Source organism: Streptomyces sp. NPDC086777, assembly GCF_040702065.1.
Taxonomy (GTDB): domain Bacteria; phylum Actinomycetota; class Actinomycetes; order Streptomycetales; family Streptomycetaceae; genus Streptomyces.
This window is the reverse complement of sequence record NZ_JBFBJI010000052.1, coordinates 34,470-58,862: the sequence shown is the minus strand read 5'-3', so window position 1 is coordinate 58,862 and position 24,393 is coordinate 34,470. Positions and strand designations below refer to the sequence as shown.

Sequence of the window (24,393 nt, the reverse complement as noted above, 5' to 3'; positions counted from 1 at the left end):
CGGTTACATTCCGAACCCGGAAGCTAAGCCTCACAGCGCCGATGGTACTGCAGGGGGGACCCTGTGGGAGAGTAGGACACCGCCGAACAAATATTCAAAAGAGCCCCACACCTCACGGTGTGGGGCTCTTTTGCGTTGTACGGAAAGTCAGAAGGCGACCTCCGCGGTCTGGACCGTGCCGCCCTTTCGGCCCGGGGCCTCCTGCCAGCTCCAGTAGAGGTTTGTGTGCGAGACGACCAGCTCCGGGGCCGGCGCGCCGTACGCGGTGAGGTCCTCCGTGGTGTGTGCGTCGGCGACCAGCGTCGCGTCGTAGCCGCGGACCATCGCGCCGTGCAGGGTGGAGCGGATGCAGGCGTCGGTCTGGGCGCCCGTGACCACCACGCGGCCCACGCCGTGCCCGGCGAGGACGGACTCCAGCACGGTGTCCTCGAAGGAGTCTCCGTAGCGCTTGTGGACGAGGGGCTCTGTGGCTTCGCGGACGAGCTCCGGGACGTACTGCCAGGGGGCGCTGTCCGGCTTCAGTTCGTCGCTGGAGTGCTGGATCCAGACGACGGGGATCGCCTCGGAACGGGCCTTGGCGAGCAGGGTGTTGATGTTGGCGATGACCTCGTCGCGGTTGTGGGAGCTGTCCACCACACCGTTCTGCACGTCCACGATCAGCAGCGCGGTGTTCGGGCGGTTCGGGAGAGTCGTCATGAGGCCCACCGTAGACCGAGGCACTGACACACCGACCGACGAAGCGACCGGGAAACCAGGTGAGTGCGGTGGGCGGTGGGCGTTAGCGTGGCCGTATGAGTCCTACGACCAGCGGTGATCACGTGGTTCGCGCGATACGGGCCGACGAGTGGGAGGCCGTCAAGCGGCTGCGTCTCGTCGCCTTGCGGGATCCGGTGGCTGACATCGCCTTTCTGGAGACCTATGACGACGCCCTGAGGCGGCCGGACTCCTTCTACCGGGAGCGGGCGGCGCGTTCGGCCGCGGAGCCGAGCGGTGCGCGGCAGTTCATCGCGGAGACGGCGGACGGGGAGTGGGCCGGGACCGTGACCGTGCTGATCGAGGAGGCCGGGTCGGTGGACTGGGCCGGGTTCCCGGTCGAGCGGCGGCAGGGGCATGTGGTGGGGGTGTTCGTCCGGCCCGGGCACCGGGGGAGCGGGCTGGTGAAGGAGTTGTTCGACGCCGGTGTGGCGTGGGCGAGGGAGCGTGGGGCGCAGCGGGTCCGGCTGCTGGTGCACGAGGACAACCCGCGGGCCCAAGGGGCCTACCGGAAGGCCGGGTTCGTGCCGAGCGGGGTCAGCGTGCAGCTGGAGGCGGACGCGGGGAAGCGGGAGTTCGAGTTCGTTCTGGAGTGGTCGGCCTAGACCGGCAGTTCCCGGTGCGGCCAGCGGGAACGGGCCTGTTCGTGGGAGCGGAGCAGCGCGAGGGCCGGCAGGCCCTGGTCGGTGCCGCCGGCCAGCAGGTCCGGGAGCTGGGGCAGCGGGGCGACGGCCGCCACGTCGTCCAGGACCAGGGTCAGTGGTGGGTCGAGCCGACCGGAGGATGACCGTTCGGCCATGCGCCGGCCGTGCTCGACCACGCTGGAGACGAGGGCCGTCAGGAGGGGCATCGCGCCGGGGTTGGTCCTGGGGTCCTCGATGGATTCACCGACCACATAAAGCGTGCCCCCTTCGGCGACGAAGGAATCCAGGGCGAGGGCATCGTTTCGGTTGGGTGTGCAGGCCTCGCGGATGTTGACCGTGAAGAGTGCGGCGAGTGCCCTGGCCGTCAACTCCTGGGCGATGTCCCGGCGTTCGGGATGGGAGGTGAGGGCGGCCTCCAGCTCGCCGGCGGCGCCGGGGGCGGCCTTCGGGTGGGTGCGGAGGGTTCGTACGGCGTCCTGGACGCCGGTGCCCTGCGCCCAGCGGTGGACGTGGCGGACCGTACGGCTCTCCAGGGCGGCGGCGTGGAGATAACTGCGCAGGAGGGTCTCGGCGGTGTCCGTGACGGTCTGGTCGATCTTCGCGGTGGGGCGGACCGGGGCGAGGAGGGCGCGGGCGCGCTGGATCGCGGTCGGCTTGTCCTCGCAGTGGGCCGTGGGAGACCAGTGGAAGCGGGCGGGGGTGTCGCAGAGGTGGTTCGGGTCGTAGAGGAGGACGGGGCCGAGTTTGGCCCTGGCGTCCTTCGTCTCCGACCAGAGAGCGGGGTTCGAGGTGACGACGAGGGCGGGGCCGAGCGCGTCCTGGATCGCCTGGGTCGCGGTCACCCGGCGGCTCTCCCGCGGTGCGACGTGGATTCTGGTCCAGGCGCCCGGCCGGTCACCGTTGGCGGGGGCCGGAGTTGGGCGGAGGTGCTCCAGGGGGTGCTCCGGCTCCGCGGTGGGGGCGGTGGTTGCGGGGACCGCCGGGGCCTGGAGAGTCTCCTGGAAGGCCGCCTGATGGGCCTCCTGGGCCCTCTCCGGTTCGGTGCTGGGCTCCGGAACCGGGGTCGCGCCCCTGTTCTTCGCCGTCGCCGCCCGTCTGCTCCTGCCGGCCCGCCACCGGGCGATCGTCCCCAGTACGAACACGGTGAGGACGATCAGGACCATCAGCTGGCCGATGAACAGGCCCCAGAACAGTCCCCAGCCGGCCAGCCGGTCCGCCGGTGTGTCCGGCCAGGCGCCCGCGATGTCGTGCGGGGAGCCGATGAGGTGGCGCATGGCGAGCGGGGTGTGGGAGAGGTCGACGGTCGACGGCCAGCCGCCGTGGGCGAACCAGGCGGCCAGTCCCGTCGCCGTCCACACCAGGATCGTGATGCCGAGCAGGAACCCGAGTATGCCGACCAGCAGGCCGTCGGGGATCCCGCCGCCCTGCTGATCGCGCTCCTGCCGAGGATCCGGTCTCACGAACGGCCTCCCTACGCCACCGTCGATTCGGAGTCGCCGAGGTGCTGCTCCACGAAGGCCGCGGCCCGCTGTTCCGCCTCCAGTTCGGCGGCGACCAGGGCGTCGTCCGCGGACAGCAGGGTGTCGCTGGACGACTCGGTCATCGCGCGGTCCGTGAAGACGAGCGGGCGTTCCGTCTCGGTGACCAGGTGCTTGACCACCTGGACGTTGCCGTTGACGTCCCAGACGGCGATGCCGGGGGTCAGGGTCGGGATGATCTCGACCGCCCAGCGGGGCAGGCCCAGTACGCGGCCGGTCGCTCGGGCCTCGTCCGCCTTCTGGGCGTAGACCGTCCTTGTCGACGCCATCTTCAGGATCGCGGCCGCCTCCTTGGCGGCCGCGCCGTCCACGACGTCGGAGAGGTGGTGGACGACGGCCACGAAGGACAGGCCGAGCCGGCGGCCGAACTTCAGCAGCCGCTGGAACAGCTGGGCCACGAACGGGCTGGCGATGATGTGCCAGGCCTCCTCGACCAGGAAGATGCGCTTCTTGCGGTCGGGGCGGATCCAGGTGTGCTCCAGCCACACGCCGACGATCGCCATCAGGATGGGCATGGCGATGGAGTTGCGGTCGATGTGGGAGAGGTCGAAGACGATCAGCGGGGCGTCGAGGTCGATGCCGACCGTGGTCGGGCCGTCGAACATGCCGCGCAGGTCGCCGTCGACCAGGCGGTCCAGGACCAGGGCGACGTCCAGGCCCCAGGCCCGTACGTCGTCTATGGCGACGTTCATCGCCTCGGCCGACTCGGGCTCGGGGTGCCGTAGCTGCTCGACGATGTCCGTCAGGACGGGCTGGCGGTCGAGGATCGACTCGTTGACGTAGGAGTGGGCGACCTTCAGGGCGAAGCCGGAGCGTTCGTCGAGGCCGTGGCCCATCGCGACCTCGATGATGGTGCGCAGCAGCGCGAGCTGGCCCGTCGTCGTGATCGCCGGGTCCAGGGGGTTGAGGCGGATGCCGTGGTCCAGTGCCGCCATCGGGTCCAGCCGGATGGGGGTTATCCCCAGCTCTTCCGCGATGAGGTTCCACTCGCCGACGCCGTCCTCGCCCTGGGCGTCCAGGACGACGACCTGGCGGTCGCGGAAGCGGAGCTGGCGCAGGACGTAGGTCTTCTCCAGGGCCGACTTGCCGTTGCCGGACTCGCCGAGGACCAGCCAGTGCGGGGCGGGGAGTTGCTGGCCGTAGAGCTGGAACGGGTCGTAGATGTAGCCCTTGCCGGAGTACACCTCGCGGCCGATGATCACGCCGGAGTCGCCGAGGCCGGGGGCGGCCGTGGGGAGGTAGACCGCCTGGGCCTGGCCGGTGGAGGTGCGGACCGGGGAGCGGGTCGTCTCGACCTTCCCGAACAGGAAGGACGTGAAGGCTTCGGTGAGGACGGACAGCGGGTCCCTCATCAGCGCATCAGCCTCTACCTTCGGATTCCGGTGGCGAAGGGCAGTGTGTTCACGAAGGCGCGGTGGTGCTCGCGGTCGCACCACTCCAGCTTCAGGTACGACTTTCCGGCGGACGCCCTTATCGTGCGCTTGTCGCGGTTGAGGGCCTCCGGGGTGCGGGAGGAGACCGTGATGTAGCCGACCAGGTTGACGCCGGCGGCGCCGCTGGCCAGGTCCTCGCCGCGCTGGTCGAGGCGGTTGTGGGCGGCGATGTCGCGGGGGTCGACGGTCCGGTTCATCTTGGCGGCGCGGGAGGCTTCGGCCTCGTCGTTCGTCTTCTCGGTGAGCATGCGCTCGATGGCGACCTCGGTGGGTTCGAGGTCCATGGTGACGGCGACGGTGCGGATGACGTCCGGGGTGTGGACCAGGAGGGGCGCCAGGAAGTTGACGCCGACCGGGGTCATCGGCCACTCCTTCACCCAGGCCGTGGCGTGGCACCAGGGTTCGCGGGTGCTGGACTCGCGGGTCTTCGCCTGGAGGAACGTGGGTTCCATGGCGTCGAGTTCGGCCGGCCAGGCGTTGCGCTGGGTCATCGCCTGGATGTGGTCGATGGGGTGGTCCGGGTCGTACATGGAGTGGATGAGCGAGGCGAGGCGGCCCTGGCCGAGGGGCTGGCGGACGCGGATGTCCGCCTCCTGGAGGCGGGAGCAGATGTCCGTCAGTTCACGGGCCATGACGACCGCGAGACCGGCGTCACGGTCCAGTTTGCGGCCGGCCTGGGGGCGGGACGCGCGGGCCATCGCCTGGGCCTCGGCGGCCAGTTCGCGGGAGTAGTGCATGCAGGCGACGAGGTAGGCGCGGTGCTGCTCGCTGCTGGTGGAGACCATGGACTGGAGCTGGTCGTAGGAGCGGGACAGCCAGTCCGGGGCCTTGTCGTCGCCGCGCTGGGCGACGTCCTTGGCGTGCGCGTCGGGGTCGGCCGGCAGGGTGCGGGCGAGCATCTGGAGGCGGGTGACGAAGCCGTCGCCGTTGGCCACGTGCTTGAGCAGGGTGCCGAAGCGGTCGACGAGGGCTTCCTGGTCCTCGGAGTCGCGCAGGCCGACGCCGGGGCCCTCGATCTCGATGGCCGCGGTCACCGTCTTGCGGTCGGCGTGCAGGAGTACGGCGATCTCGTCGGGGCCGAAGGGCGCGGCGAGCCAGCTGATGCGGCCGATGCCGGGCGGCGGCCCGATCTCGACCTCGCGGCCGTCGAGGCGGGTGCCGGCCTCGGACGCGGTGGAGCGGTAGACGGTGCCGTTGCGCAGCGTCCGCTTGAAACTGCGGTTGATCTCGAACCACTTGTAGAAGGTGCGGCGCTTGTACGGCACGTAGACCGCGGCCAGCGCGATCAGCGGGAAGCCCATCAGGAGGACGATCCGCAGGGAGAGCACCGGGACGAGGAGCCCGCACATCATGCCGAGGAACGCGCCCGCGATGATGAGCACGATTTCGCCGGACTCACGGTTCCTGCCGATGATCGCGTTCGGCCTGGCGCGGCCGATGAGATACGTACGGCGGGGCGTGATCGGATGGGACAGGTGGGACTCTGTCGTCAACGCCCTTCACCTCCCGAGCTGTTGTTGCGGGTGTTGCTGGCGTGCGGGGTGTTCGCCGGGCTGGGCGCCCGGGGTGCGGGTGCGGCGGAGGGGACAGTTCCGCCGCCACCACCGTTCGGGGTGCGGGTGCTGTGCGCGGCGACGCCGCCCGAGGCGGGGTTGGCCGGGCGGGCTCCGGAGGCGCCGGAACCGCCGCCCCCGCCGCCGTTGTTGTCGGTGCGGGCGCTGTGGGTTCTGATGCCCTGGGCGACCAGGTTGGCGGGGCTGCTGATGACGGCGGCGGCCTTGCCCTCGGCGCCGGACATGATGCGGTTGCTGCGGCCGGCCGCGATCTCGTCGCCGAAGCCGGGCACGAAGCGGTAGATCATCGCGCTGGCGAAGATGGCGAGCAGGATGATGGCGAGGCCGGAGACGACCGCGGAGAAGGAGTCCGGGCCGCCCTCGGAGGACAGGGCGCCGGCGAGGCCGAGCACTATCACGATGACCGGCTTGACGAGGATGACGGCGATCATGATGCCGGCCCAGCGGCGGACGTGGCCCCAGAGGTTCTTGTCGACGAGCCCGGCGTAGACGACGGTGCCGAGGAGGGCGCCGACGTAGAGCAGGGCGGCCCTGATGACGAGCTCCAGCCAGAGGACGCCGGCGGCGAGGATGCTGACGAGGGAGACGACGATCAGCATGATCGGGCCGCCCCCTATGTCGGTGCCCTTGCTGAGGGCGCCGGAGAAGGTGCCGAAGAACGTGTCGGTCTGGTCGCCGGTGGTCCTCGCGAGGACGTCGGTGACGCCGTCGGTGGCGGAGACGACCGTGTAGAGGATCAGGGGGGTGAAGGCGGAGGCCAGGACGGTGAGCCAGAGGAAGCCGATGGCTTCGGAGATGGCGGTGGAGAGGGGGACGCCTCGTACCGCGCGCTTGGCCACGGCCAGCAGCCACAGGAGCAGGGTGAGGATCGTCGACGCGGCGAAGACGACGGCGTACTGCTGGAGGAACTTCTCGTTGGTGAAGTCGACGTTCGCGGTCTCCTTGACGGCGCCGCTGAGCTTGTCGATGGTCCAGGAGGCGGCCTTGGCGCAGCCCTGCCCGAGGGAGGTGAGGGGGTCGAGGGTGGAGGTGAGGGGGTCGGTGGTGGAGCCGCCGCTGCCGCCGCCCGAGCCGCTCTCGCAGAGTTGCAGGGACGGGCCGGTGATTCCGGCGCAGTTGTTGCTGCTCGGCGTGGCGGAGGGGGTCGGCGAGGGCGACGGGGCCGCGGCGGCGCGGGCGGCCAGAAGGACGGCGGAGGCCTGCAGGGAGGCCACCAGGCCGGTCAGCTTGAGCACGCGGTGCTGGCTAGCGGGCATAGGTGAACCCTCCGAATTCCTGGACCGCCTTGCTGATCTCGTCGGTCCCGGAGACGGGGTTGTCTCCGGTCACCGGGGTGGGACCGGTCGTCTGGCTGGACTCCAGGACCTTCCAGTCGCCGTCGCTCCAGTTCAGCTTCATGGTGATGGTGAACCAGTTGCTGGTGACCGGGTTGGTGGACTTCTCGCCGGCCATGCCGAACAGACCGTTGCACCAGACCTCGACGGTGGCGGCGGCGTCGCTGTACGCCGTGACCTTGGTGCCGGCGGGCAGCGTGCGGTTGACGAAGGTGCTGCCCTGGGGGGCGGTGCCGTCGGTGTTGAGGCCGGCCTTCTTCAGGAAGTCGGCCGAGTAGTCGGCGTCGAAGCCGGACAGCATGCTGTTCATGACGCCGGGGTCGGCGACGGTCTGCACGATCGCGTGCCGGGTGGCCGTGATGAACATGCCGTCGGAGCCGAGCGCCGTCGCGTAGTTGGCCGCCGCGCTCTGCGCGCCCTGCTGGGTGTGCGCGTATCCCGTCGGGATCCCGCTGCTTCTGGTCTCCACCGGCTTGGTCCCGCTGGCCGCCGTCGAGGAGGCGGCCGGTCCGCCGCCGTTGCCGGTGCTGCGGCCGGAGTTGGTGTCCGAGGCGCCGTCGTTGCCGCCTCTGTTCGCGAAGGCGATCGCCGCGATGAGGAGGACGACCACGCCGACGACCGTGACCAGGCTCCGGGAGGAGGACCGGCCGCCGCGCCGGGAGGCGCCGCCGTACGGGTCGCCCTCGGGCAGCCGGGTGCGGGTGTGGCCGGTCTCCGGGTAACCGGGCTCGTCTCCGAGGCTCATGCCGGGTACTCCCCCTCCACGTCGTACCGGAACGCGTAGCAGTACGACGGTAGCCGTGCTGGTTCCCGCGCGGGCGCGGTGTGGTGACTCGACATCAGGGAGACGCAACCTCGGAGCGGGGGATACGGAGGTCCAGGCGGCTAGACGGCCATGCCGTACACGATGGTGAACAGGGTGCCGAGTGAGCCGATGATGAAGACTCCGGTCAGTCCGGCGATGATGAGGCCCTTGCCCTGTTCGGCGCTGAAGGTGTCACGGAGGGCCGTGGCGCCGATGCGCTGTTTGGCGGCACCCCAGACGGCGATGCCGAGGCAGAGCAGGATGGCGACGGCCATGACCACCTGGATCATCGTCTTCGCTTCGTTGCCCAGGCTGCCGAAGGGGCCCCAGTCCGGAGCGATTCCGCCGATGATGGTGTTGATGTCACCCTTGTCGGCTGCAAGGAACATGTAAGTCACCGCCCCTGGTGGGTAGTTCTGTCCGCCCCTGCCGGGTGCAGAGGTCACGCATCATTCTCGCCGACAACGCCGCCGGAGTATGTCGACTTGACGTCATTGATTGGCGGGTTTCGTACGAAGGGATCGTCCGGTCACTCTGTGTATCACGGCAGGTCACGCCGGGCAATGAGGCCTGGGCGGAACCTGTGGTGTAGTTCCGTCGTTGTGCCCTTTTACGACCTGGCAGGTTTTTTGACGGCCAGTCGGGTGAATACCACCGTCCCGATGTTCTCATGACGAACGGGCCGCGGCTGGTTGCCGCGACCCGTGTGCCCGCCTGTGCCCGTCCGCCCGTGACAGGGGCGGTGTGCCGGTACTAGTTGGCGAAGGCGGCGATGCCCTCGGGGGTGCCCCAGCCGGTCGGGCCGTCGTAACCGGTGGCGGCGGTGCAGTAGTACGAGACGGAGCAGGAGCCGTTGCTGCCGCTCGTCACGTCGTTGAGGGACGAGGTGCCCGCGTAGTCGTACGGGTACTGGGCGGGGTAGGTGCCGCCGGCCGGGGTGCCGGCGAGGGCGTAGACGCCGGCGATGATCGGCGCGGAGACGCTGGTGCCGCCGAAGGTGTACCAGCCGGCGGTGACGCCGTAGGAGTCGTAGACGGAGACGCCGGTCGCCGGGTCGGCCACCGCGGAGACGTCGGAGATCATGCGCTTGGTGCAGCTGGTGTCGGTCTGCCAGCTGGGCTTGGCGTCGTAGGCGGAGCAGCCGGAGCCGGTGCCCTCGGTGCTGGACGTCTTCCAGACGGTCTCGGTCCAGCCGCGGGTGGTGGAGGAGGTGGAGAGCTTGGTGCCGCCGACGGCGGTCACGTAGCGGGATGCGGCCGGGTACTCGGCGCCGTAGCCCTCGTCACCGGCGGAGACGGTGATGGCGACACCGGTGTGGTTGAAGTACGAGGTGTCGTAGGAGGTGTCCGAGGAGGACTCGCTGCCGCCGTAGCTGTTGGAGACGAACTTCGCGCCCAGGGTGACCGCCTCGTTCACCGCCTTGCCGAGGTTGGCCATGGTGGCGCTGGTGGCCTCGACGAGCAGGATGTTGCAGTTCGGGCAGATCGCGGAGGCCATGTCGAGGTCGAGGGAGATCTCCTCGGACCAGCCGGCGTCGGAGGAGGGCAGCGAGGTGGTGGAGCCGGTCTGGCTGACCTTCTTGAAGCAGCCGTTGGCCGTGGTGCAGGCGGACAGGCCGTAGTACGAGCGGTAGGTCGCGAGGTCGGACTCGGCGTTCGGGTCGTTGTACGCGTCGACGATCGCGATGGTCTCGCCCGAGCCGTTGGAGGCCGCCGCGGAGGTGAGGCCGTAGGCCGACCGGAGGTTGGTCGGGCTGTAGCCGGAGGGGGTGGACGCGTCGGCGGCCTTGGGGGTGATGCCGGTCCTCGCGGCCTGCTGCTTCTGGTAGGCGGTGAGCCCGCCGGTGACGCGGTAGGAGTTGCAGGCGAGTTCACCCTGGTGCTTGGGGGTGGCACAGGGGGTCGCGGTGTAGGTCACCTTGGCCGGGGCCGAGGGTGCCGCGTCTGCCTGGACGGCGGTGCCGAAGCCGGCGAACAGCAGCGCGGCCGTGGCCGCTGCGGCGGTGCCGATCCGGCGCCGGACACCGCGGGTGGACGGTCTGGCGGGGGGAGTGGGACGCATGCGTGCAGCCTCCTGAGTTCCGGTACTTGGGGGTTGGAACAGGGGCGGTGCGGGTGCGGTCTGGTGCTTCTGCCGTCGGTATGGGGGTTCGGCGGCGAGGGCGGCGGCCCGCGAAGAGAATCCTTTGTTGAGTACGCGACAACAAGAGGCTGCTGGAATCCTGACTTCCGCATTGCCGAACGAGGCCTTCGCGTGACCCTTCGATGACGGCCCGTTGGATCGCGGGTGACAGGGGCTTGACGTAACTCACAGCAGATGCACGGGAGTTGTAAAGGGGCAATAAACCGGAGCCGGCGGCCACGTGAAAGACGGGCCACGGCCGGATGCCGTGGCCCGTCTCTCTTTCCCTGCCGCCGAGGGGACCCCACGTCCCCCTCACGGTGGCGGCTCCCCGTGACCCGACGGGGAGGTCAATCGGCGCGGGGCTCAGCCGGTGAAGGCGTCGGTCCCCTCGGGGGTGCCCCAGCCGGTCGGGCCGTCGTAGCCCGACTTCGCGGTGCAGAAGTACGAGGTGGAGCAGGTGCCGTTGTTGCCGCTCGTCACGTCGTTGAGGGCGGAGGTGCCGGCCGCGGCGTACGGGTACTCGGCCGGGTAGTCGCTGCTGCCCGGGGTGCCGGCCAGGGCGTAGACCGAGGCGATCAGCGGCGAGGAGGCGCTGGTGCCGCCGTAGGTGTTCCAGCCGGTGCCGTCGGAGCCGTAGGAGTCGTAGACCGAGACGCCGGTGGCCGGGTCGGCGACCGCGGAGACGTCGGCGATCATGCGCTTGGAGCAGCTCGTGTCCGTCTGCCAGGTGGGCTTGGCGTCGTAGGCGGAGCAGCCGGACCCGGTGCCCTCGGTGCTGGACGTCTTCCAGACCGACTCGGTCCAGCCGCGGCTGTTGGAGGAGGTCTTCAGGGCGGTGCCGCCGACGGCGGTCACGTAGCGGGAGGCGGCCGGGTACTCGGCGCCGTAGCCCTCGTCACCGGCGCTCGCGGTGATGGCGACGCCCGCGTGCTTGTAGTACGAGGTGTCGTAGGAGGTGTCCGAGGACGACTCGGAGCCGCCGTAGCTGTTCGACACGAACTTCGCGCCCAGCTTGACGGCCTCGTTCACCGCGGTGCCCAGGTTGGCGTCGGAGGCCGACTTCGCCTCGACGAGCAGGATGTTGCAGTTCGGGCAGGTCGCGCTGACCATGTCGAGGTCGAGCGACTCCTCGCCGGCCCAGCCGCTGTCGGCGGAGGGCAGGGAGGTGGCGGAGCCGGTCTGGGAGACCTTCTTGAAGCAGCCGTTGTCGGTCGTGCAGTCCGACAGGCCGTAGTACGAGCGGTAGGTCGCGAGGTCTTCCTCGGCGTTCGGGTCGTCGTACGCGTCGACGATGGCGACCGTCTCGCCCGAGCCGTCGGAGGCGGCGGCGTCCGTCAGGCCGTAGGCGGACTGGATGTCGCTCGGGCCGTATCCGGTGGGGGAGTCGGAGGCGGCGTTCGGCTTGACGGTCTTCGGCGTGACGCCCCTGAGGGCGGCCTGCTTCTCCATGAAGGCGGTGGTGCCGCCGGTGACCCGCAGCGCGTTGCAGGCGGCGTAGCCCGTCTTCGGCGTGGCGCCGCAGCCGGCCTTCTCGTACCGGACGTGGGCCTTGGCGACCTGGGCGGCGATGGCCCTGGCGCTGACCTTGTGGGTCGCGGTGGCCGCGTCGGCGTGGGCCGCGGTGCCGAAGCCGGCCACGAGGAGTGCGGCGGTGGCGGCGGCTGCCGAACCGAACTGGTGCCATCTACCGCGTATGTGGGGGGAGTTGGGGGTGGGCGTACGCAACGTACAGCCTCCTGGGAGAGGTCGGACAGAGGCCTGCGGGTGGGGGACCACCGGTGTGGTTGCCGGTGGGGGCGGCGGCCCGCGACGAACCATCCCCTTGTTGAGTACGCGACAACAAGGTGGGTTTCGGAATCCTGACTTCCGCGTTACTGAAGCGCGGGAAGGGCTTACTGATCATTGGGGCCCGGATGGCCGGAAGTTGGGGTTCGGTTGACCCGAACCCTCGCGGGGGTGGGGCTCAATGCGCGTTGATCGGGGCGTACCGAGCCCCCCGGAAGCCCTTGAGCCGGCCGGTATCAGCGGGGTTTGAGGCCGTGCAGGACGAGGTGGACGTGCTGGTCCAGGCCGGCCAGGACCGCGTCCGGCGCGAGGGTGCCGTCGGTGGCCAGCGCGGCCAGGCCGTGGATGCAGGCCGCGGCCGTGAGGGTGATGGTCTCCGGGTCGCCCTGGACGATCTCGCCGCGCCGCTGGGCGTCGGCCACCAGCACGACGAAGGAGCCCAGCGAGAGCTCGGCGGCGGTGGCCAGGTCGGTGCCGGCGTCCGGGGCGTGCTTGCGCGAGTACATCAGCGCCAGCAGCTCGGGGTTGCCGACGGCGAAGCCGACGTAGGCGCGGGCGAGGGCGGTCATGCGCGGTTCGAGGGCGGCGTCCGGGAGGTCCGCCGCGGCCAGGGTCCGGTTCAGCCGCTCGTACCCGCTGAGCGCGAGCGCGTCCAGCAGGGCCTGCTTGTCCTTGAAGTGCCGGCCGGGGGCGGCGTGGCTCACCCCGGTGTCGCGGGCCAGCTCGCGCAGGGACAGTGCGGCGGTGCCCTTCTCGCGCAGGGTGCGCTCGGCGCTCGTGAGCAGGGCGGCGCGCAGGTCTCCGTGGTGGTAGGGGCGGCTCGGCGGCATGGGGGCCATCGTAACCCGATGTAGTCGCTGCCAGCTTTGTAGGCGGCGTCAGCTTTGTTGTCGATGCCATCTTTGTTGTCGGTGTCACCTTTGTTGTCGTTGACAGCATTGTTGTCGACGCCTACATTGACGGGCATGGCTGAGAAGAATCGCAAATGGAACGCTTCCGACCTGCCCGCCCTCTCCGGCCGCACGGCCGTGGTCACCGGTGCCAACAGCGGTCTCGGCTTCACGGCCGCGGACGCGCTGGCCCGGGCCGGTGCACATGTGGTGCTGGCGGTACGGGACCCGGAGCGCGGGCGGGCGGCCGCGGCCCGGGTGAACGGCAGCACCGAGGTCCGCCGCCTCGACCTGGCCGACCTGTCCTCGGTGCGCGAGTTCGCCGCCGGCTGGGACCGGCCGCTGGACCTCCTGGTCAACAACGCGGGCGTGATGATGCTCCCGGAGCTGCGCACCAAGGACGGCTTCGAGATGCAGTTCGGCACGAACCATCTGGGTCACTTCGCGCTGACGAACCTGCTGCTGCCGTACGTCACGGACCGCGTGGTCACCGTCTCCTCGGGCCTGCACCGGGGCGGCGACGGAGCGATCCGCTTCGAGAACGTGAACCTGGAGGGCGCCTACAGCCCGACCCGCGCCTACGCCCAGTCCAAGCTGGCCAACCTGTTGTTCGTGCTGGAACTCCAGCGCCGGCTCACGGAGGCCGGTTCCCGGGTCCGCGCCCTCGCCGCCCACCCCGGCTACGCGGCCACCAACCTGCAGAGCCACACCGCCAACCCGGTGGCCCGCCTGGGCATGCTGCTCGGCAACCGCCTCTTCGCCCAGGACGACCGCGCGGGCACCCTCCCCACGCTGTACGCGGCGACCCAGGACCTGCCGGGCGCGAGCTACGTCGGCCCGGACGGCCTCGGCGAGATGCGGGGAGCGCCGGCCCTGGTCGCCCGCAGCGCGGCGGCGAGCGACCCGGCGGCCGCCCGCAGGCTGTGGACGCTGTCGGAGGAGCTGACGGGCGTACGGTGGCCGCTCGGCGTCCAGGCCGCCTGAACGCCGGTCCGGCCAGGTGACCGCCCACTTCATGGACGCCCGGCCGGCCCGTCACGGCACCCGGATACGGTGAGCGGACACGACGGATACAACGGGTACGACGGTTCTCCGGGAGGTGGCCGGATGAGCGGCGGCGCCGTGGACTTCTCGCTGGGCGGGCGGACGGCCCTGGTGACCGGCTCGGTGCGGGGACTGGGCCTGGAGATGGCGCGGGGGCTGGCGGGCGCCGGTGCGCGGGTGGTCCTCAACGGCCGGGACGCGGTGACGCTGGCGGAGGTGGCCGCGGGCCTGCGCGAGGACCACGGCCTGGACGTCACGGGCGCCCCCTTCGACGTCACCGACCGTGAGGCGGCCGAGGAGGCGGTGACCGCCCTCGGCGCGATCGACATCCTTGTCAACAACGTGGGCCACCGGGACCGCAGGGGCGTCGAGGAGATGGCGCCGGAGGAGTTGTCCGCACTGCTCGACGTCCACCTGACGTCGGCGTACGCGCTGAGCCAGACGGTGGCCCGGGGCCTGGCCGAGCGGGGCACCCCGGGCCGCATCATCAACGTCTCGTCCGTCGTCGGCCAGCTCGGCCGCATCGGCGACGTCGCCTACGCCACGGCGAAGGCGGGCCTCGACGGCCTGACCCGGGCCCTCGCCGCCGACCTGGGCCCCAGCGGCACCACGGTCAACTCGGTGGCCCCCGGCACCTTCGCCACCGACGTCAACGCGGAGCTGTCCGAGGACCCGGACTGGAACAGATGGCTCCGCACCCGCACCGCACTGGGCCGCTGGGGCCGCCCGGCCGAGATCGCGGGCATCGTCGTCTTCCTGGCGAGCGACGCGGCGTCGTTCATCACGGGGCAGACGATCGCGGTCGACGGCGGGATGACGACGACGTTCTGAGGCCGCCCGGCGGACCGGAACCGGCCGCAAGGGCGGTTCCCAGGAAAATCTCAGCGAAGTCGGGAACCGTTTCTCACCTTTCTGGGAGACAGTGGGCGCGATGAAGCGCACCTCACGCATCTCCGCCACCTCGCGACGCGTCGCGCTCTGCGCCGTCGTCGTGCTGGCCGCCACCTCGGCCTCCGTCGCGGCCGCCGACGAGGCGGCGGGTCCGTTCGGGGTGACCGCGGTGGTCGGGGCCTCGCCGGCGAGCGCGCGGGTCGGGGCGCTGTTCGGCGCGGACAAGACCGGGAGCCTGTCCGGAAACCACTTCTGCACCGCCTCCGTCGTGCACAGCCCGCAGCGCGACCTGATCGTCACCGCCGCGCACTGCATCGACGGGGTGGGGGACGCCACCGAGCTGGTCTTCGTGCCCGGGTACCGGGACGGGCAGGCGCCCTACGGGGTGTGGAAGCTCGGGACGCGGTACCTGCCCGACGGGTGGGCCCACGGGCAGAGCGAGGACAGTGACGTCGCCTTCGCCGTCGTGGCGGAGCGGGACGGGAAGCGGGTCGAGGACGTGACCGGGAGCAACCGGTTCGCCGCCGGGGTGGCCACCGGCGCCACCGCCGTCACCGTCACCGGGTACCCCGACTCCCGCGAGGTGCCGGTCAGCTGCACCAACAGGCCCGTCCCGCACAGCGCGACCCAACAGCGCATCGACTGCCCCGAGTTCACCGGCGGCACCAGTGGGAGCCCCTGGGTGAACGGGGACCACGAGGTGGTCGGGGTCCTCGGCGGCCACGAGCAGGGCGGGTCGACCCCCGACGTCTCCTACAGCGTGGTGCTCGGCCGGGAGGCTGGTGAGCTGTACAAGGACGCCACGGGTGACTGAGCCGGCCGGCTGAGGGCGCGTCATGTGCGCCGTCTTCCTGTGAAATAGCGCCACTCTCGGCCGAAATGGCGTTGAACAGCCCTGACATGGGGGAGGGTTGGGGCGTGCGGAAAGTATGGGTGATCGGTGGCGCGGCGACGGCGCTCGGCGTGAGCTTCGTCATGCTGCTCGTCGTCGGCGTGTACGTCGTCGCCGGGAACCTCCTCAACGGGGTCGGCGGCGCCGGCAAGACCCTGGCCAAGGGAGCCGTGCCGGCCGCGTACTCCACCCTCGTGCAGAAGTGGGGCAACCTCTGCTCCGCCATCAACCCCGCCCTGCTCGCCGCACAGCTCTACCAGGAGAGCGGGTTCAACCCGAGGGCGCAGAGCGCGGCGGCCGCGCAGGGGATAGCTCAGTTCATCCCGGGGACCTGGGCCACCCACGGCATCGACGGGAACGGGGACGGGGTCCGCGACGTCTGGGACCCGAACGACGCGATTCCGTCGGCCGCCTCCTACGACTGCGAACTCGCCTCGTACGTCAAGGACGTGCCCGGCAACATCTCCGAGAACATGCTCGCCGCCTACAACGCGGGGGCGTACGCGGTCATCAAGTACAAGGGTGTGCCGCCGTACAAGGAGACCCAGAACTACGTCAGGACCATCACCACCCTGGAGGAGAGCTTCGCCGCGCCGGTCAGCCGGCTCTCCCCGACCAAGCAGGCCGCCGGGGCCATCAACTACGCCCAGAACAAGCTCGGCACCCCCTACCTCTGGGGCGGCAACGGCACCGCGGCGGACAACGGCCGCTTCGACTGCTCCGGGCTGACCAAGGCGGCGTACGCCAGTGTCGGGATCACGCTGCCCCGGGTCGCCAACGACCAGTACAACGCGGGACCGCATCCCTCCCGGAACGAGCTGCTCCCCGGCGACCTCGTCTTCTTCTCCACCGACCTCTCGAACTCCCGCGCCATCCACCACGTGGGGATCTACGTCGGCGGCGGATACATGATCGACGCGCCGTACACCGGGGCCGTGATCCGTTTCGACCCCATCGACTCGGCCGACTACTTCGGGGCCACCCGGGTCACCGAGGATGGCGCGAAAGCACTCCCCACCACGGTGTGAACGGAGCGTATAACCCACCCCCTGAGCTGGGGGTTTGTGTTTCTCTTCGATAACGTCTGCGTGATCATTCGGTGGAACCTGGAACGTAGTGGTGTGGGCCGTGCGTTCCTGTTGACGTAGCCGACCACGGGGGTGGCAGCGAGCGACGCACATCAGGTGCGTCCCGGAACGACGACGAAGGGGCCGCAGCGCGATGGCTGTAATCGCCGAATCCGGGTCGAACCCTGACGTCGACCTGCTCTACGACATCAACGGCCTGGCCAAGGACGCGCCGCACTGGTTCGACCGGGCCATGGAGTTCGTCGGGGAGTACGGGCTGCTGGTCGCGATGGTGCTGCTGGTGGTGTGGTGCTGGTGGTCCGTGCGGCGCCGGAGGGACGAGGACGTGCCGTCCACCATGGCCGCGCTGGTGTGGGCACCGCTCGCCGCCGCGATCGCCGTGCTCGTGAACGTTCCCATCCGCGGCTTCGTCGAGCGGCCCCGGCCGTTCCTCACCCACCAGGGCATCGACGTCCTCGTCTCCGGCAAGACCGACTACTCCTTCGTGAGCGACCACGCGACGATCACCATGGCGCTGGGCGTCGGCCTGTTCGTCGCCAACCGGCGGTTCGGGGTGGCGGGGATAGGACTGGCACTGGCGGAGGGCTTCTGCCGGGTGTACATGGGGGTCCACTACCCGACGGACGTGGTCGGGGGGTTCGCGCTGGGTACGGCGGTCGTCCTTCTGCTGTCTCCGCTGGCGACGGTTTTGCTGACGCCGGTGATGAAGGCGGTGGAGGGGTCGCCGCGGGTGGGGTGGATCGTGCGGGGCCGGTCGGCGCGGGTGGGGCTGGTGCCGGGGACCCGGGCGTCGGTGGAGGCCGAGGAGCGTGACCTGGCGGCGTAGGCGGGGCTGGGGCCGGGAGGTGTCGCTTACCGGCGCCGGCAGGGTGCCTCCCCCAGCCTTCGGCCGGGGGACCCCCGGCGCCCACCCGTGCCGCCTCGCGGCAGGCCTGCCCGCAGCTGCGGAGTGTCGGGTGTACCCGTAGCCGCAACGCTGCCCGCAGCCGAGTAGCGACAGTGCTGCCCGCGCGGGGTGGCTGCGATGCTGTGCTCGTGACTGAGTGGCGGCAGCCGTGCGGTCGGCGCGGCTGGAGCGCCCCGTGAGGGGCGCTGGGGGTCCCCCCGGCCGGAGGCTGGGGGAGGAACTGCGCGATCAGCCCCCACGCACCCGCGGACGAGGACGGCGCCCCTACAACCCCTGCGGCGAGGAGAAGAACCTCGCCGGGTCGTACTGCTTCTTCACCTTGCCCAGCTTCGTCACGGCGTCGCCGTAGTACGCCTTCTTCCAGTCCGAGAGCGTCGGGTCCGTGTAGTTCTGGTAGGCCGCGCCGGAGGCGTACGGCTTCATGGCGGTGTGCGCCGCGTTCAGCCAGGACTGCCCCGTGCTGCCTGAGGACCCGGCGCCCCACGACACGATGTACTGAGCCAGCATCCGCGACCGGCGGTGCACGAACGCCGTCGCCGTCGGCGCGACCCTGTTCACCGCTCCGCCCAGCGCGGTGAACGCGATGCTGCCCGCGCCGCCCCGCACGGCGGAGATCTGCCGCAGGGCCGTCTGGATACCGGCCGCGGACAGCGAGCGGTCGAAGAAGTCGGAACGGGCCGTGTACGTCTCGCGGCCGAGCTTGCCCTGGGGGGAGCGGCCGGGGGTCGAGCCGGGCAGGTGGCACTGGGGCTCGGTGGCGAAGGAGGAGCAGCCGGCGTAGATCTCCATCGCCTCCTCGTAGCCGTGGCGGCGCAGGGACACGGAGGAGGCGTTGGCGCCGGCCTTGTGGGCGAGGGCGTCCACCGCGTTCTGGAGTTCGCCGTACGTGCCCATCGAGAAGCAGGCGACCGAGACGCGGGGGCCGCTGCCCGAGTTCTCCAGGTGGAGGGAGGACCAGATCTCGTCCGGCTGGGAGGGGCCCCACTCCTGCCAGGCCTTGAACACCTGCGCCGCCTTCGCCCACGGCCAGGTCAGGTACGCCGTCACCCCCTGCGGGGTCGGGTGGGTCCGGAACTGCAGTTCCGTGACGACGCCGAAGTTGCCGTTGCCGGCGCCGCGCAGCGCCCAGAAGAGGTCCTTGTTCGTCGTCGCGTCGGCCACGACCTGCGTGCCGTCCGCCGTGATCAGCGTCGCCCGGGTGAGGCTGTCGCAGGTCAGGCCGTACGCGCGGGACGCGACCCCGTGGCCGCCGCCGAGCACCAGGCCGGAGACGCCGACCGTGGGGCAGGAGCCCGCCGGTATGGTCACGCCCTTGGCCGCGAGGGCCCGGTACACGTCGATCAGCTTGGAACCGGCGCCGACGACCGCCGTACCGCCGCTGACGCGGATGCGGTTCAGCTTGGAGACGTCGAGGACGAGACGGCCGTCGCCGGAGGAGTAGCCCGCGTAGGAGTGGCCGCCGTTGCGGATCGAGACCTTCAGGGCGTGCGCCTTGGCGTACGACAGGGTGGTGCGGATGTCGTCGGCGTGGGCCACGTAGGCGACCGCCGTCGGCTTCAGGCCGTCGAAGCGGGTGTTGTAGAGCTGGTGGGCGGTGGTCCAGGAGGCGTCGCCGGGGCGGACCAGGGTGCCGTCCAGGGCGTGGGCGAGGGCCGTCCAGTTGGCCGCGGCCGCTGCGCTGGTGGTCTTCAGTGCCGTACGAGAGGATGTGGTCGCGAGTGGCGCTCCGGTCGTGTGGGTCGCGGTGGCGCTGCCGGAGCTGCACCCCGTCAGTGCGGTCGCCGCGAGGGCGGCCGCCCCGCCCGATATGAAGGTACGCCGTTCCATGCCCGTGCCTTTCGCTTCGGCTGTCGTGGGACGAGACGGCGTCCGTCGCACACGGGTTCCCGTGGCGGAGCAACGAACACTGTGACGTCGTAACGACTGCGATGGCGAACGGCGAAGAAATGTTCGCGTAACCCGCCCGTTGGAACCGGCGCGTGCCCTCACCGTAAGCGTTCCGTGACCTAACCGGGTTGACGGCAGGGGTTCACCCTCCGTTCACCTATGGCCATCGGACGCTTCACCTGTTCTGCCTAATTTCGGCCGTACCGGGTGCGGTGAGCGGTCGTAAATGCCCAGTCAGGAGGCCCTCACACACCACCTACTTCGCACGCCGCCGAAGGTGGCGCCTCTGGAAGGAACCCCCGAAAGTGAAGCTTCAGCGCAAGAACCGGCTGCGCGCCCTGTCTCTCGGTGCTGTCGCTGTCTCCGGCGCCCTGGCCCTGACGGCGTGCGGCTCGGACGACAACGGTGGCAGCAGCAGCGGTTCGAGCACGTCTTCGGCCTCTGCCAACGCCAGCTCCATCAAGTGTGACGACGCCAAGGGCCAGCTGCTCGCCGACGGCTCCTCCGCGCAGAAGAACGCCATCGACGCCTGGGTCAAGAACTTCTCGCAGGCCTGCGGTGTGCAGATCAACTACAAGGGCTCCGGCTCCGGCGCCGGTGTGACCGCCTTCACGCAGGGCCAGGTCGCCTTCGCCGGTTCCGACTCCGCCCTGAAGCCCGACGAGGTCACCGCCTCCAAGAAGGTCTGCTCCGGCGGCCAGGGCATCGACCTCCCGATGGTCGGCGGCCCGATCGCCCTCGGCTACAACGTCCCGGGTGTCGACAACCTGGTTCTGGACGCGCCGACGATCGCCAAGATCTTCGACAGCAAGATCACCAAGTGGAACGACGCGGCGATCAAGAAGCTGAACCCCTCCGCCACGCTGCCCGACCTGAAGATCCAGGCGTTCCACCGCTCGGACGAGTCGGGTACGACGGACAACTTCACCAAGTACCTGATCGCCGCCACCCCGTCCAACTGGAAGTACTCCGGCGGCAAGGCCTGGCAGGCCAAGGGCGGCCAGTCCGCTCCGCAGTCCGCGGGCGTGGCCCAGCAGGTCAAGCAGACCGCCGGCGCCATCGGCTACTTCGAGCTCTCCTACGTCTCGGACGGCGTCAAGGCCGTCTCGATCGACACGGGTGCCAGCAAGCCGGTCGCCCCGTCCACCGAGTCCGCCACCGCCGACATCGCGGCCGCCAAGGTCGTCGGCACCGGCCAGGACCTGGCGCTGCAGCTCGACTACAAGACCAAGGCCGAGGGCGCGTACCCGATGACCCTGGTCACCTACGAGATCGTCTGCGACAAGGGCAACAAGGCCGACACCCTCCCGGCGACCAAGGCGTTCCTGCGCTACATCGCCTCCGAGGACGGCCAGAAGGTCCTCTCCACGATCGACTACGCCCCCGTCCCCGACGACATCATCGCCAAGGTCCGCACCACCATCGAGGGCCTGAGCTAAAGATCCGAGAGTGCGGCCGAGTTCCGGAAGGAACCCGGCCGCACCGTCCGGTGCACCGCCGCCCGGAGCTGTTCGCCCCTACGTGTGGGGCGCGCGGCTCCTCCGAGCCGCCCCACAGGGCGACTCCGCAGACCGGAGAACCCGATGGACATATCGACGCAGACAGCAGACGCATCTCCCCCGACGCCCCCACAGCACTCCGCGGCCCAGCAGAAGCGCAACGCACGCGGCGCCACCCGGGTCGGTGACCGAGTCTTCCTCGGTCTCTCCCGCGGTTCCGGCGTCCTGCTCCTGGTGATCATGGCCGCGATCGCGGTCTTCCTCGCCTACCGGGCCGCCCTCGCGATCAACCGCGACCACAGCAACTTCCTCACCACCTTCGAGTGGAACACCAACCTCATCCCGCCGAGCTTCGGCATCGCGGTCCTCGCCTTCGGCACGATCGTCTCCTCGATCATCGCCATGGCCATCGCGGTCCCGGTCGCGGTCGCGATCGCGCTGTTCATCACGCACTACGCGCCGCGCCGCCTGGCCGGCCCCGTCGCGTTCGTGATCGACCTGCTCGCCGCCGTGCCGTCCATCGTGTACGGCCTGTGGGGCGCGCTGATCCTCGTACCGCACATGACCGGTCTGTTCGGCTGGCTGAACGACTACTTCGGCTGGACCGGGATCTTCTCCTGGGACGGTGGCGCCCCGCGCTCGATCCTGACCGTCTCGATCCTGCTCGCGATCATGATCCTGCCGATCATCACCAACGTGAGCCGCGAGGTCTTCCGTCAGGTCCCGCAGATGCACGAAGAGGCCGCCCTGGCCCTCGGCGCCACCCGCTGGGAGGTCATCCGCATGTCGGTGCTGCCCTTCGGGCGCTCCGGCGTGATCTCCGCCTCGATGCTCGGCCTCGGCCGCGCGCTCGGCGAGACGATGGCCGTCGCCACCGTGATCTCCCCGGACTTCGACATCCACGCCAGCCTGCTCAACCCGGGCGGCGGCACCTTCGCCCAGAACATCGCCAGCAAGTTCGGTGAGGCGACCTCGGACGGCCGTGACGCGCTCATCGCCTCCGGTCTGGTCCTCTTCGTCATCACCCTGCTGGTCAACGGCGCGGCCCGCATCATCATCCAGCGCCGCGCAGAGTACTCGGGGGCCAACGCATGAGCACCGCAGCAGTCGACAGGCGCGCGAGCACCCTGCGCGGTGCCAGCCTCCCCAAGTGGTCCCCCTACGCCATCGTCGGCGGGTCCATCGTCCTCGGCGTGCTCATCGGCCTCGTCGGAGGCCTGGACAGCAAGGTCCAGTGGGGTCTGATCGCCGGCCTCCTGTACGTCCTCGGCACCTATGTCATCGCCGCCCGCGTCGAGGGCCGGCGACAGGCCAAGGACCGGGTCGCGACCTCCCTGGTCTGGGTCGCCTTCGTCGTCGCCGTGGTCCCGCTGGTCTCCCTGATCTGGGTGACCGTCTCCCGCGGTGTGAAGGTCCTGGACCCCTACTTCCTCTCCCACTCCATGGGGGTCGTCGCCGACTCCCAGCCGGGCGGTGGCGCCTACGCGGCCATCATCGGCTCGCTGGAGCAGGTCGGCCTCGCCACCCTGATCGGCGCCCCGATCGGCATCCTCACGGCGGTCTACCTCGTGGAGTACGGGCGCGGCCGGCTCGCGAAGGCCGTGACCTTCTTCGTGGACGTGATGACCGGTATCCCGTCGATCGTCGCGGGTCTGTTCATCCTCAGCCTCATGCTGATCTTCGACATGCAGCCCTTCGGCTTCGCCGGATCGCTGGCCCTGGCCATCCTGATGATGCCGGTGGTCGTGCGCTCCACCGAGGAGATGCTCAAGCTCGTCCCGAACGAGCTGCGCGAGGCGTCTCTGGCGCTCGGCGTGCCCAAGTGGCGCACCATCCTGAAGGTGGTCCTGCCGACCTCCATCGGCGGTATCACGACCGGTGTCATGCTGGCCATCGCCCGTATCGCGGGTGAGACGGCGCCGGTGCTGCTGCTGGTGTTCGGCAACCCGTTCATCAACAACAACCCCTTCGAGGGTGCGCAGTCGTCGCTGCCGCTGTTCATCTACCAGCAGTACGCGAACAGCGCCGGTGCCAACGCGGCCTACGACCGTGCCTGGGCGGCCTCGCTCACGCTGATCGCCTTCGTGATGATCCTGAACCTGGTGGCCCGCGGCATCGCCCGCTGGAAGGCTCCCAAGACCGGTCGCTGACGCGGCCTCACAGCGACCGACTGTCTGGAAGTGAAGAAGTAATGTCCAAGCGAATCGACGTAAGCGGGCTCACCGCCTACTACGGCTCCCACAAGGCCATCGAAGACATCTCGATGAACATCGAGCCGCGCACGGTCACGGCGTTCATCGGCCCCTCCGGCTGCGGCAAGTCGACGTTCCTGCGCACGCTGAACCGGATGCACGAGGTCACCCCCGGCGGGCGCGTCGAGGGCAAGGTCCTCCTCGACGACGAGAACCTCTACGGCGCCAGCATCGACCCGGTGGCGGTGCGCCGTGAGGTCGGCATGGTGTTCCAGCGCCCCAACCCCTTCCCCACGATGTCGATCTTCGACAACGTGGCCGCGGGGCTGCGGCTGAACGGCAACTTCAAGAAGAGCGAGCTCGGCGACGTCGTCGAGAAGTCGCTCAAGGGCGCGAACCTCTGGAACGAGGTGAAGGACCGCCTGAACAAGCCGGGCTCCGGGCTCTCCGGTGGTCAGCAGCAGCGTCTGTGCATCGCCCGCGCGATCGCGGTCGAGCCGAAGGTGCTGCTCATGGACGAGCCCTGCTCCGCCCTCGACCCGATCTCCACCCTCGCCATCGAGGACCTGATCGGGGAGCTGAAGGAGCGCTTCACGATCGTCATCGTGACGCACAACATGCAGCAGGCGGCGCGGGTCTCGGACCGTACGGCGTTCTTCAACCTGGCCGCTGTCGGCCAGCCGGGCAAGCTGATCGAGATCGACGACACGGAGCGGATCTTCTCCAACCCGTCGGTCCAGGCCACGGAGGACTACATCTCCGGGCGGTTCGGCTGAGCCGGAACTGACCCCTCGCGGTGCTGCATGGCGGTGCCACCGCGAGGATGCAAAGGGCCCGCCCCTGGCTCCCGGGGGCGGGCCCACCTGCGTTTTCCGCGCCCACCCGCCTCGGCTGACTCGAGAGAGCCGAGAGCGGTGATGGCTGGCGCTGTCGTACGGCGGCCGCGGGCCGCGTCGTGGCTGGTCGCGCAGTTCCTCGCGCCCCTTTCGGGGCGTTGTGGGGGTCGTGTCTTGGAGGGCTGTGCCCGTTGTGCCGTCGCTGTTCGGGGGTGGGTGGTGCTGTCGTACGGCGGCCGCGGGGGCGTTGTGGCTGGTCGCGCAGTTCCTCGCGCCC

21 protein-coding genes and 1 rRNA gene are annotated in these 24,393 nt (G+C 70.2%); 11 read left to right on the top strand and 11 right to left on the bottom strand.

All coding sequences use genetic code 11. The annotated features are described in order from the left end of the window. Window positions 1-88: ribosomal RNA gene (gene rrf / locus AB0472_RS41475) — 5S ribosomal RNA — on the top strand; the annotation flags it as partial. A gap of 59 nt (window positions 89-147) precedes the next feature. On the opposite strand, the gene AB0472_RS41470 is transcribed toward rrf, so the two are convergent. Continuing rightward, window positions 148-696: an isochorismatase family protein gene (locus AB0472_RS41470; RefSeq protein WP_366364546.1), complete on the bottom strand. Its 549-nt coding sequence runs from the start codon at window positions 694-696 to the stop codon at window positions 148-150. Between the two features lie 95 nt (window positions 697-791). Between AB0472_RS41470 and AB0472_RS41465 the strand changes: the two genes are divergently transcribed. Beyond that, window positions 792-1,358 carry a GNAT family N-acetyltransferase gene (locus AB0472_RS41465; protein ID WP_366364545.1) on the top strand — a complete coding sequence of 189 codons (567 nt, stop codon included), beginning with the start codon at window positions 792-794 and terminating at the stop codon, window positions 1,356-1,358. Here AB0472_RS41465 and AB0472_RS41460 read toward each other — a convergent pair. The 9 genes from AB0472_RS41460 to AB0472_RS41420 form a co-directional block, all read right to left on the bottom strand. Next, window positions 1,355-2,857, bottom strand: a complete 1,503-nt coding sequence (locus AB0472_RS41460) for a type VI secretion protein (protein ID WP_366364544.1) — start codon at window positions 2,855-2,857, stop codon at window positions 1,355-1,357. The two genes, AB0472_RS41465 and AB0472_RS41460, sit on opposite strands and share 4 nt — an antisense overlap. A gap of 11 nt (window positions 2,858-2,868) precedes the next feature. Continuing rightward, a complete protein-coding gene (locus tag AB0472_RS41455; protein ID WP_366364543.1) occupies window positions 2,869-4,287 on the bottom strand; it encodes an ATP-binding protein in 1,419 nt (472 codons plus the stop codon). A 14-nt stretch (window positions 4,288-4,301) separates the two neighbouring features. Then, entirely contained in the window at window positions 4,302-5,861 is a 1,560-nt protein-coding gene (locus AB0472_RS41450) for an SCO6880 family protein (RefSeq protein ID WP_366364542.1), read from the bottom strand. Further along, window positions 5,858-7,198: a hypothetical protein gene (locus AB0472_RS41445; protein ID WP_366364541.1), complete on the bottom strand. Its 1,341-nt coding sequence runs from the start codon at window positions 7,196-7,198 to the stop codon at window positions 5,858-5,860. Before AB0472_RS41445 ends, AB0472_RS41450 begins: the two co-directional genes overlap by 4 nt. Next, a complete protein-coding gene (locus AB0472_RS41440; protein ID WP_366364540.1) occupies window positions 7,188-8,021 on the bottom strand; it encodes a hypothetical protein in 834 nt (277 codons plus the stop codon). Before AB0472_RS41440 ends, AB0472_RS41445 begins: the two co-directional genes overlap by 11 nt. A gap of 140 nt (window positions 8,022-8,161) precedes the next feature. Continuing rightward, window positions 8,162-8,470 (bottom strand): hypothetical protein, encoded by a 309-nt coding sequence (locus AB0472_RS41435; RefSeq protein ID WP_089101683.1) that lies wholly within the window; start codon window positions 8,468-8,470, stop codon window positions 8,162-8,164. Window positions 8,471-8,834: 364 nt separating this feature from the next. Beyond that, window positions 8,835-10,142, bottom strand: a complete 1,308-nt coding sequence (locus tag AB0472_RS41430; protein WP_366364539.1) for a S53 family peptidase — start codon at window positions 10,140-10,142, stop codon at window positions 8,835-8,837. A 426-nt stretch (window positions 10,143-10,568) separates the two neighbouring features. After that, window positions 10,569-11,930 carry a S53 family peptidase gene (locus AB0472_RS41425; protein ID WP_366364538.1) on the bottom strand — a complete coding sequence of 454 codons (1,362 nt, stop codon included), beginning with the start codon at window positions 11,928-11,930 and terminating at the stop codon, window positions 10,569-10,571. Window positions 11,931-12,226: 296 nt separating this feature from the next. Further along, window positions 12,227-12,829 (bottom strand): TetR/AcrR family transcriptional regulator, encoded by a 603-nt coding sequence (locus AB0472_RS41420; protein ID WP_366364537.1) that lies wholly within the window; start codon window positions 12,827-12,829, stop codon window positions 12,227-12,229. A 126-nt stretch (window positions 12,830-12,955) separates the two neighbouring features. On the opposite strand from AB0472_RS41420, the gene AB0472_RS41415 reads away from it, so the two are divergent. The 5 genes from AB0472_RS41415 (at window position 12,956) to AB0472_RS41395 (ending at window position 17,621) form a co-directional block, all read left to right on the top strand. After that, on the top strand, window positions 12,956-13,864 hold the full coding sequence (locus AB0472_RS41415; protein WP_366364536.1) for an oxidoreductase: 909 nt from the start codon (window positions 12,956-12,958) through the stop codon (window positions 13,862-13,864). A gap of 123 nt (window positions 13,865-13,987) precedes the next feature. Continuing rightward, window positions 13,988-14,755: an SDR family oxidoreductase gene (locus AB0472_RS41410; RefSeq protein WP_366364535.1), complete on the top strand. Its 768-nt coding sequence runs from the start codon at window positions 13,988-13,990 to the stop codon at window positions 14,753-14,755. Window positions 14,756-14,855: 100 nt separating this feature from the next. Next, on the top strand, window positions 14,856-15,629 hold the full coding sequence (locus AB0472_RS41405) for a trypsin-like peptidase domain-containing protein (RefSeq protein ID WP_366364534.1): 774 nt from the start codon (window positions 14,856-14,858) through the stop codon (window positions 15,627-15,629). Window positions 15,630-15,715: 86 nt separating this feature from the next. Beyond that, window positions 15,716-16,735: a bifunctional lytic transglycosylase/C40 family peptidase gene (locus tag AB0472_RS41400; RefSeq protein ID WP_366364547.1), complete on the top strand. Its 1,020-nt coding sequence runs from the start codon at window positions 15,716-15,718 to the stop codon at window positions 16,733-16,735. A 193-nt stretch (window positions 16,736-16,928) separates the two neighbouring features. Beyond that, window positions 16,929-17,621, top strand: a complete 693-nt coding sequence (locus AB0472_RS41395) for a phosphatase PAP2 family protein (RefSeq protein ID WP_366364533.1) — start codon at window positions 16,929-16,931, stop codon at window positions 17,619-17,621. A 345-nt stretch (window positions 17,622-17,966) separates the two neighbouring features. Here the strand turns inward: AB0472_RS41395 and AB0472_RS41390 are convergent, their stop codons facing one another. Beyond that, complete coding sequence (locus AB0472_RS41390) at window positions 17,967-19,529, bottom strand: FAD-binding oxidoreductase (protein ID WP_366364532.1); 1,563 nt, start codon at window positions 19,527-19,529, stop codon at window positions 17,967-17,969. A gap of 365 nt (window positions 19,530-19,894) precedes the next feature. On the opposite strand from AB0472_RS41390, the gene pstS reads away from it, so the two are divergent. The 4 genes from pstS (at window position 19,895) to pstB (ending at window position 24,056) form a co-directional block, all read left to right on the top strand. After that, window positions 19,895-21,028: a phosphate ABC transporter substrate-binding protein PstS gene (gene pstS, locus AB0472_RS41385; protein ID WP_366364531.1), complete on the top strand. Its 1,134-nt coding sequence runs from the start codon at window positions 19,895-19,897 to the stop codon at window positions 21,026-21,028. Between the two features lie 144 nt (window positions 21,029-21,172). Continuing rightward, on the top strand, window positions 21,173-22,183 hold the full coding sequence (gene pstC / locus AB0472_RS41380; RefSeq protein WP_366364530.1) for a phosphate ABC transporter permease subunit PstC: 1,011 nt from the start codon (window positions 21,173-21,175) through the stop codon (window positions 22,181-22,183). Beyond that, window positions 22,180-23,238, top strand: a complete 1,059-nt coding sequence (pstA, locus tag AB0472_RS41375; RefSeq protein ID WP_366364529.1) for a phosphate ABC transporter permease PstA — start codon at window positions 22,180-22,182, stop codon at window positions 23,236-23,238. The genes pstC and pstA overlap by 4 nt, the downstream gene beginning before the upstream one ends. A gap of 41 nt (window positions 23,239-23,279) precedes the next feature. Then, complete coding sequence (gene pstB, locus AB0472_RS41370; protein WP_366364528.1) at window positions 23,280-24,056, top strand: phosphate ABC transporter ATP-binding protein PstB; 777 nt, start codon at window positions 23,280-23,282, stop codon at window positions 24,054-24,056. Window positions 24,057-24,393 lie beyond the last annotated feature (337 nt).

Excerpts from the sequence above, each read along its gene's own strand:
- AB0472_RS41465 (WP_366364545.1), top strand. The coding sequence starts at position 792 with ATGAGTCCTACGACCAGCGGTGATCACGTGGTTCGCGCGATACGGGCC.
- AB0472_RS41415 (WP_366364536.1), top strand. The coding sequence starts at position 12,956 with ATGGCTGAGAAGAATCGCAAATGGAACGCTTCCGACCTGCCCGCCCTC.
- AB0472_RS41435 (WP_089101683.1), bottom strand. The coding sequence starts at position 8,470 with ATGTTCCTTGCAGCCGACAAGGGTGACATCAACACCATCATCGGCGGA.
- AB0472_RS41455 (WP_366364543.1), bottom strand. The coding sequence starts at position 4,287 with ATGAGGGACCCGCTGTCCGTCCTCACCGAAGCCTTCACGTCCTTCCTG.
- AB0472_RS41405 (WP_366364534.1), top strand. The coding sequence starts at position 14,856 with ATGAAGCGCACCTCACGCATCTCCGCCACCTCGCGACGCGTCGCGCTC.
- AB0472_RS41420 (WP_366364537.1), bottom strand. The coding sequence starts at position 12,829 with ATGGCCCCCATGCCGCCGAGCCGCCCCTACCACCACGGAGACCTGCGC.
- AB0472_RS41470 (WP_366364546.1), bottom strand. The coding sequence starts at position 696 with ATGACGACTCTCCCGAACCGCCCGAACACCGCGCTGCTGATCGTGGAC.
- pstC (WP_366364530.1), top strand. The coding sequence starts at position 21,173 with ATGGACATATCGACGCAGACAGCAGACGCATCTCCCCCGACGCCCCCA.
- pstA (WP_366364529.1), top strand. The coding sequence starts at position 22,180 with ATGAGCACCGCAGCAGTCGACAGGCGCGCGAGCACCCTGCGCGGTGCC.
- AB0472_RS41400 (WP_366364547.1), top strand. The coding sequence starts at position 15,716 with ATGGGGGAGGGTTGGGGCGTGCGGAAAGTATGGGTGATCGGTGGCGCG.
- AB0472_RS41410 (WP_366364535.1), top strand. The coding sequence starts at position 13,988 with ATGAGCGGCGGCGCCGTGGACTTCTCGCTGGGCGGGCGGACGGCCCTG.
- AB0472_RS41390 (WP_366364532.1), bottom strand. The coding sequence starts at position 19,529 with ATGGAACGGCGTACCTTCATATCGGGCGGGGCGGCCGCCCTCGCGGCG.
- AB0472_RS41440 (WP_366364540.1), bottom strand. The coding sequence starts at position 8,021 with ATGAGCCTCGGAGACGAGCCCGGTTACCCGGAGACCGGCCACACCCGC.
- pstB (WP_366364528.1), top strand. The coding sequence starts at position 23,280 with ATGTCCAAGCGAATCGACGTAAGCGGGCTCACCGCCTACTACGGCTCC.
- AB0472_RS41395 (WP_366364533.1), top strand. The coding sequence starts at position 16,929 with ATGGCTGTAATCGCCGAATCCGGGTCGAACCCTGACGTCGACCTGCTC.
- AB0472_RS41430 (WP_366364539.1), bottom strand. The coding sequence starts at position 10,142 with ATGCGTCCCACTCCCCCCGCCAGACCGTCCACCCGCGGTGTCCGGCGC.
- AB0472_RS41445 (WP_366364541.1), bottom strand. The coding sequence starts at position 7,198 with ATGCCCGCTAGCCAGCACCGCGTGCTCAAGCTGACCGGCCTGGTGGCC.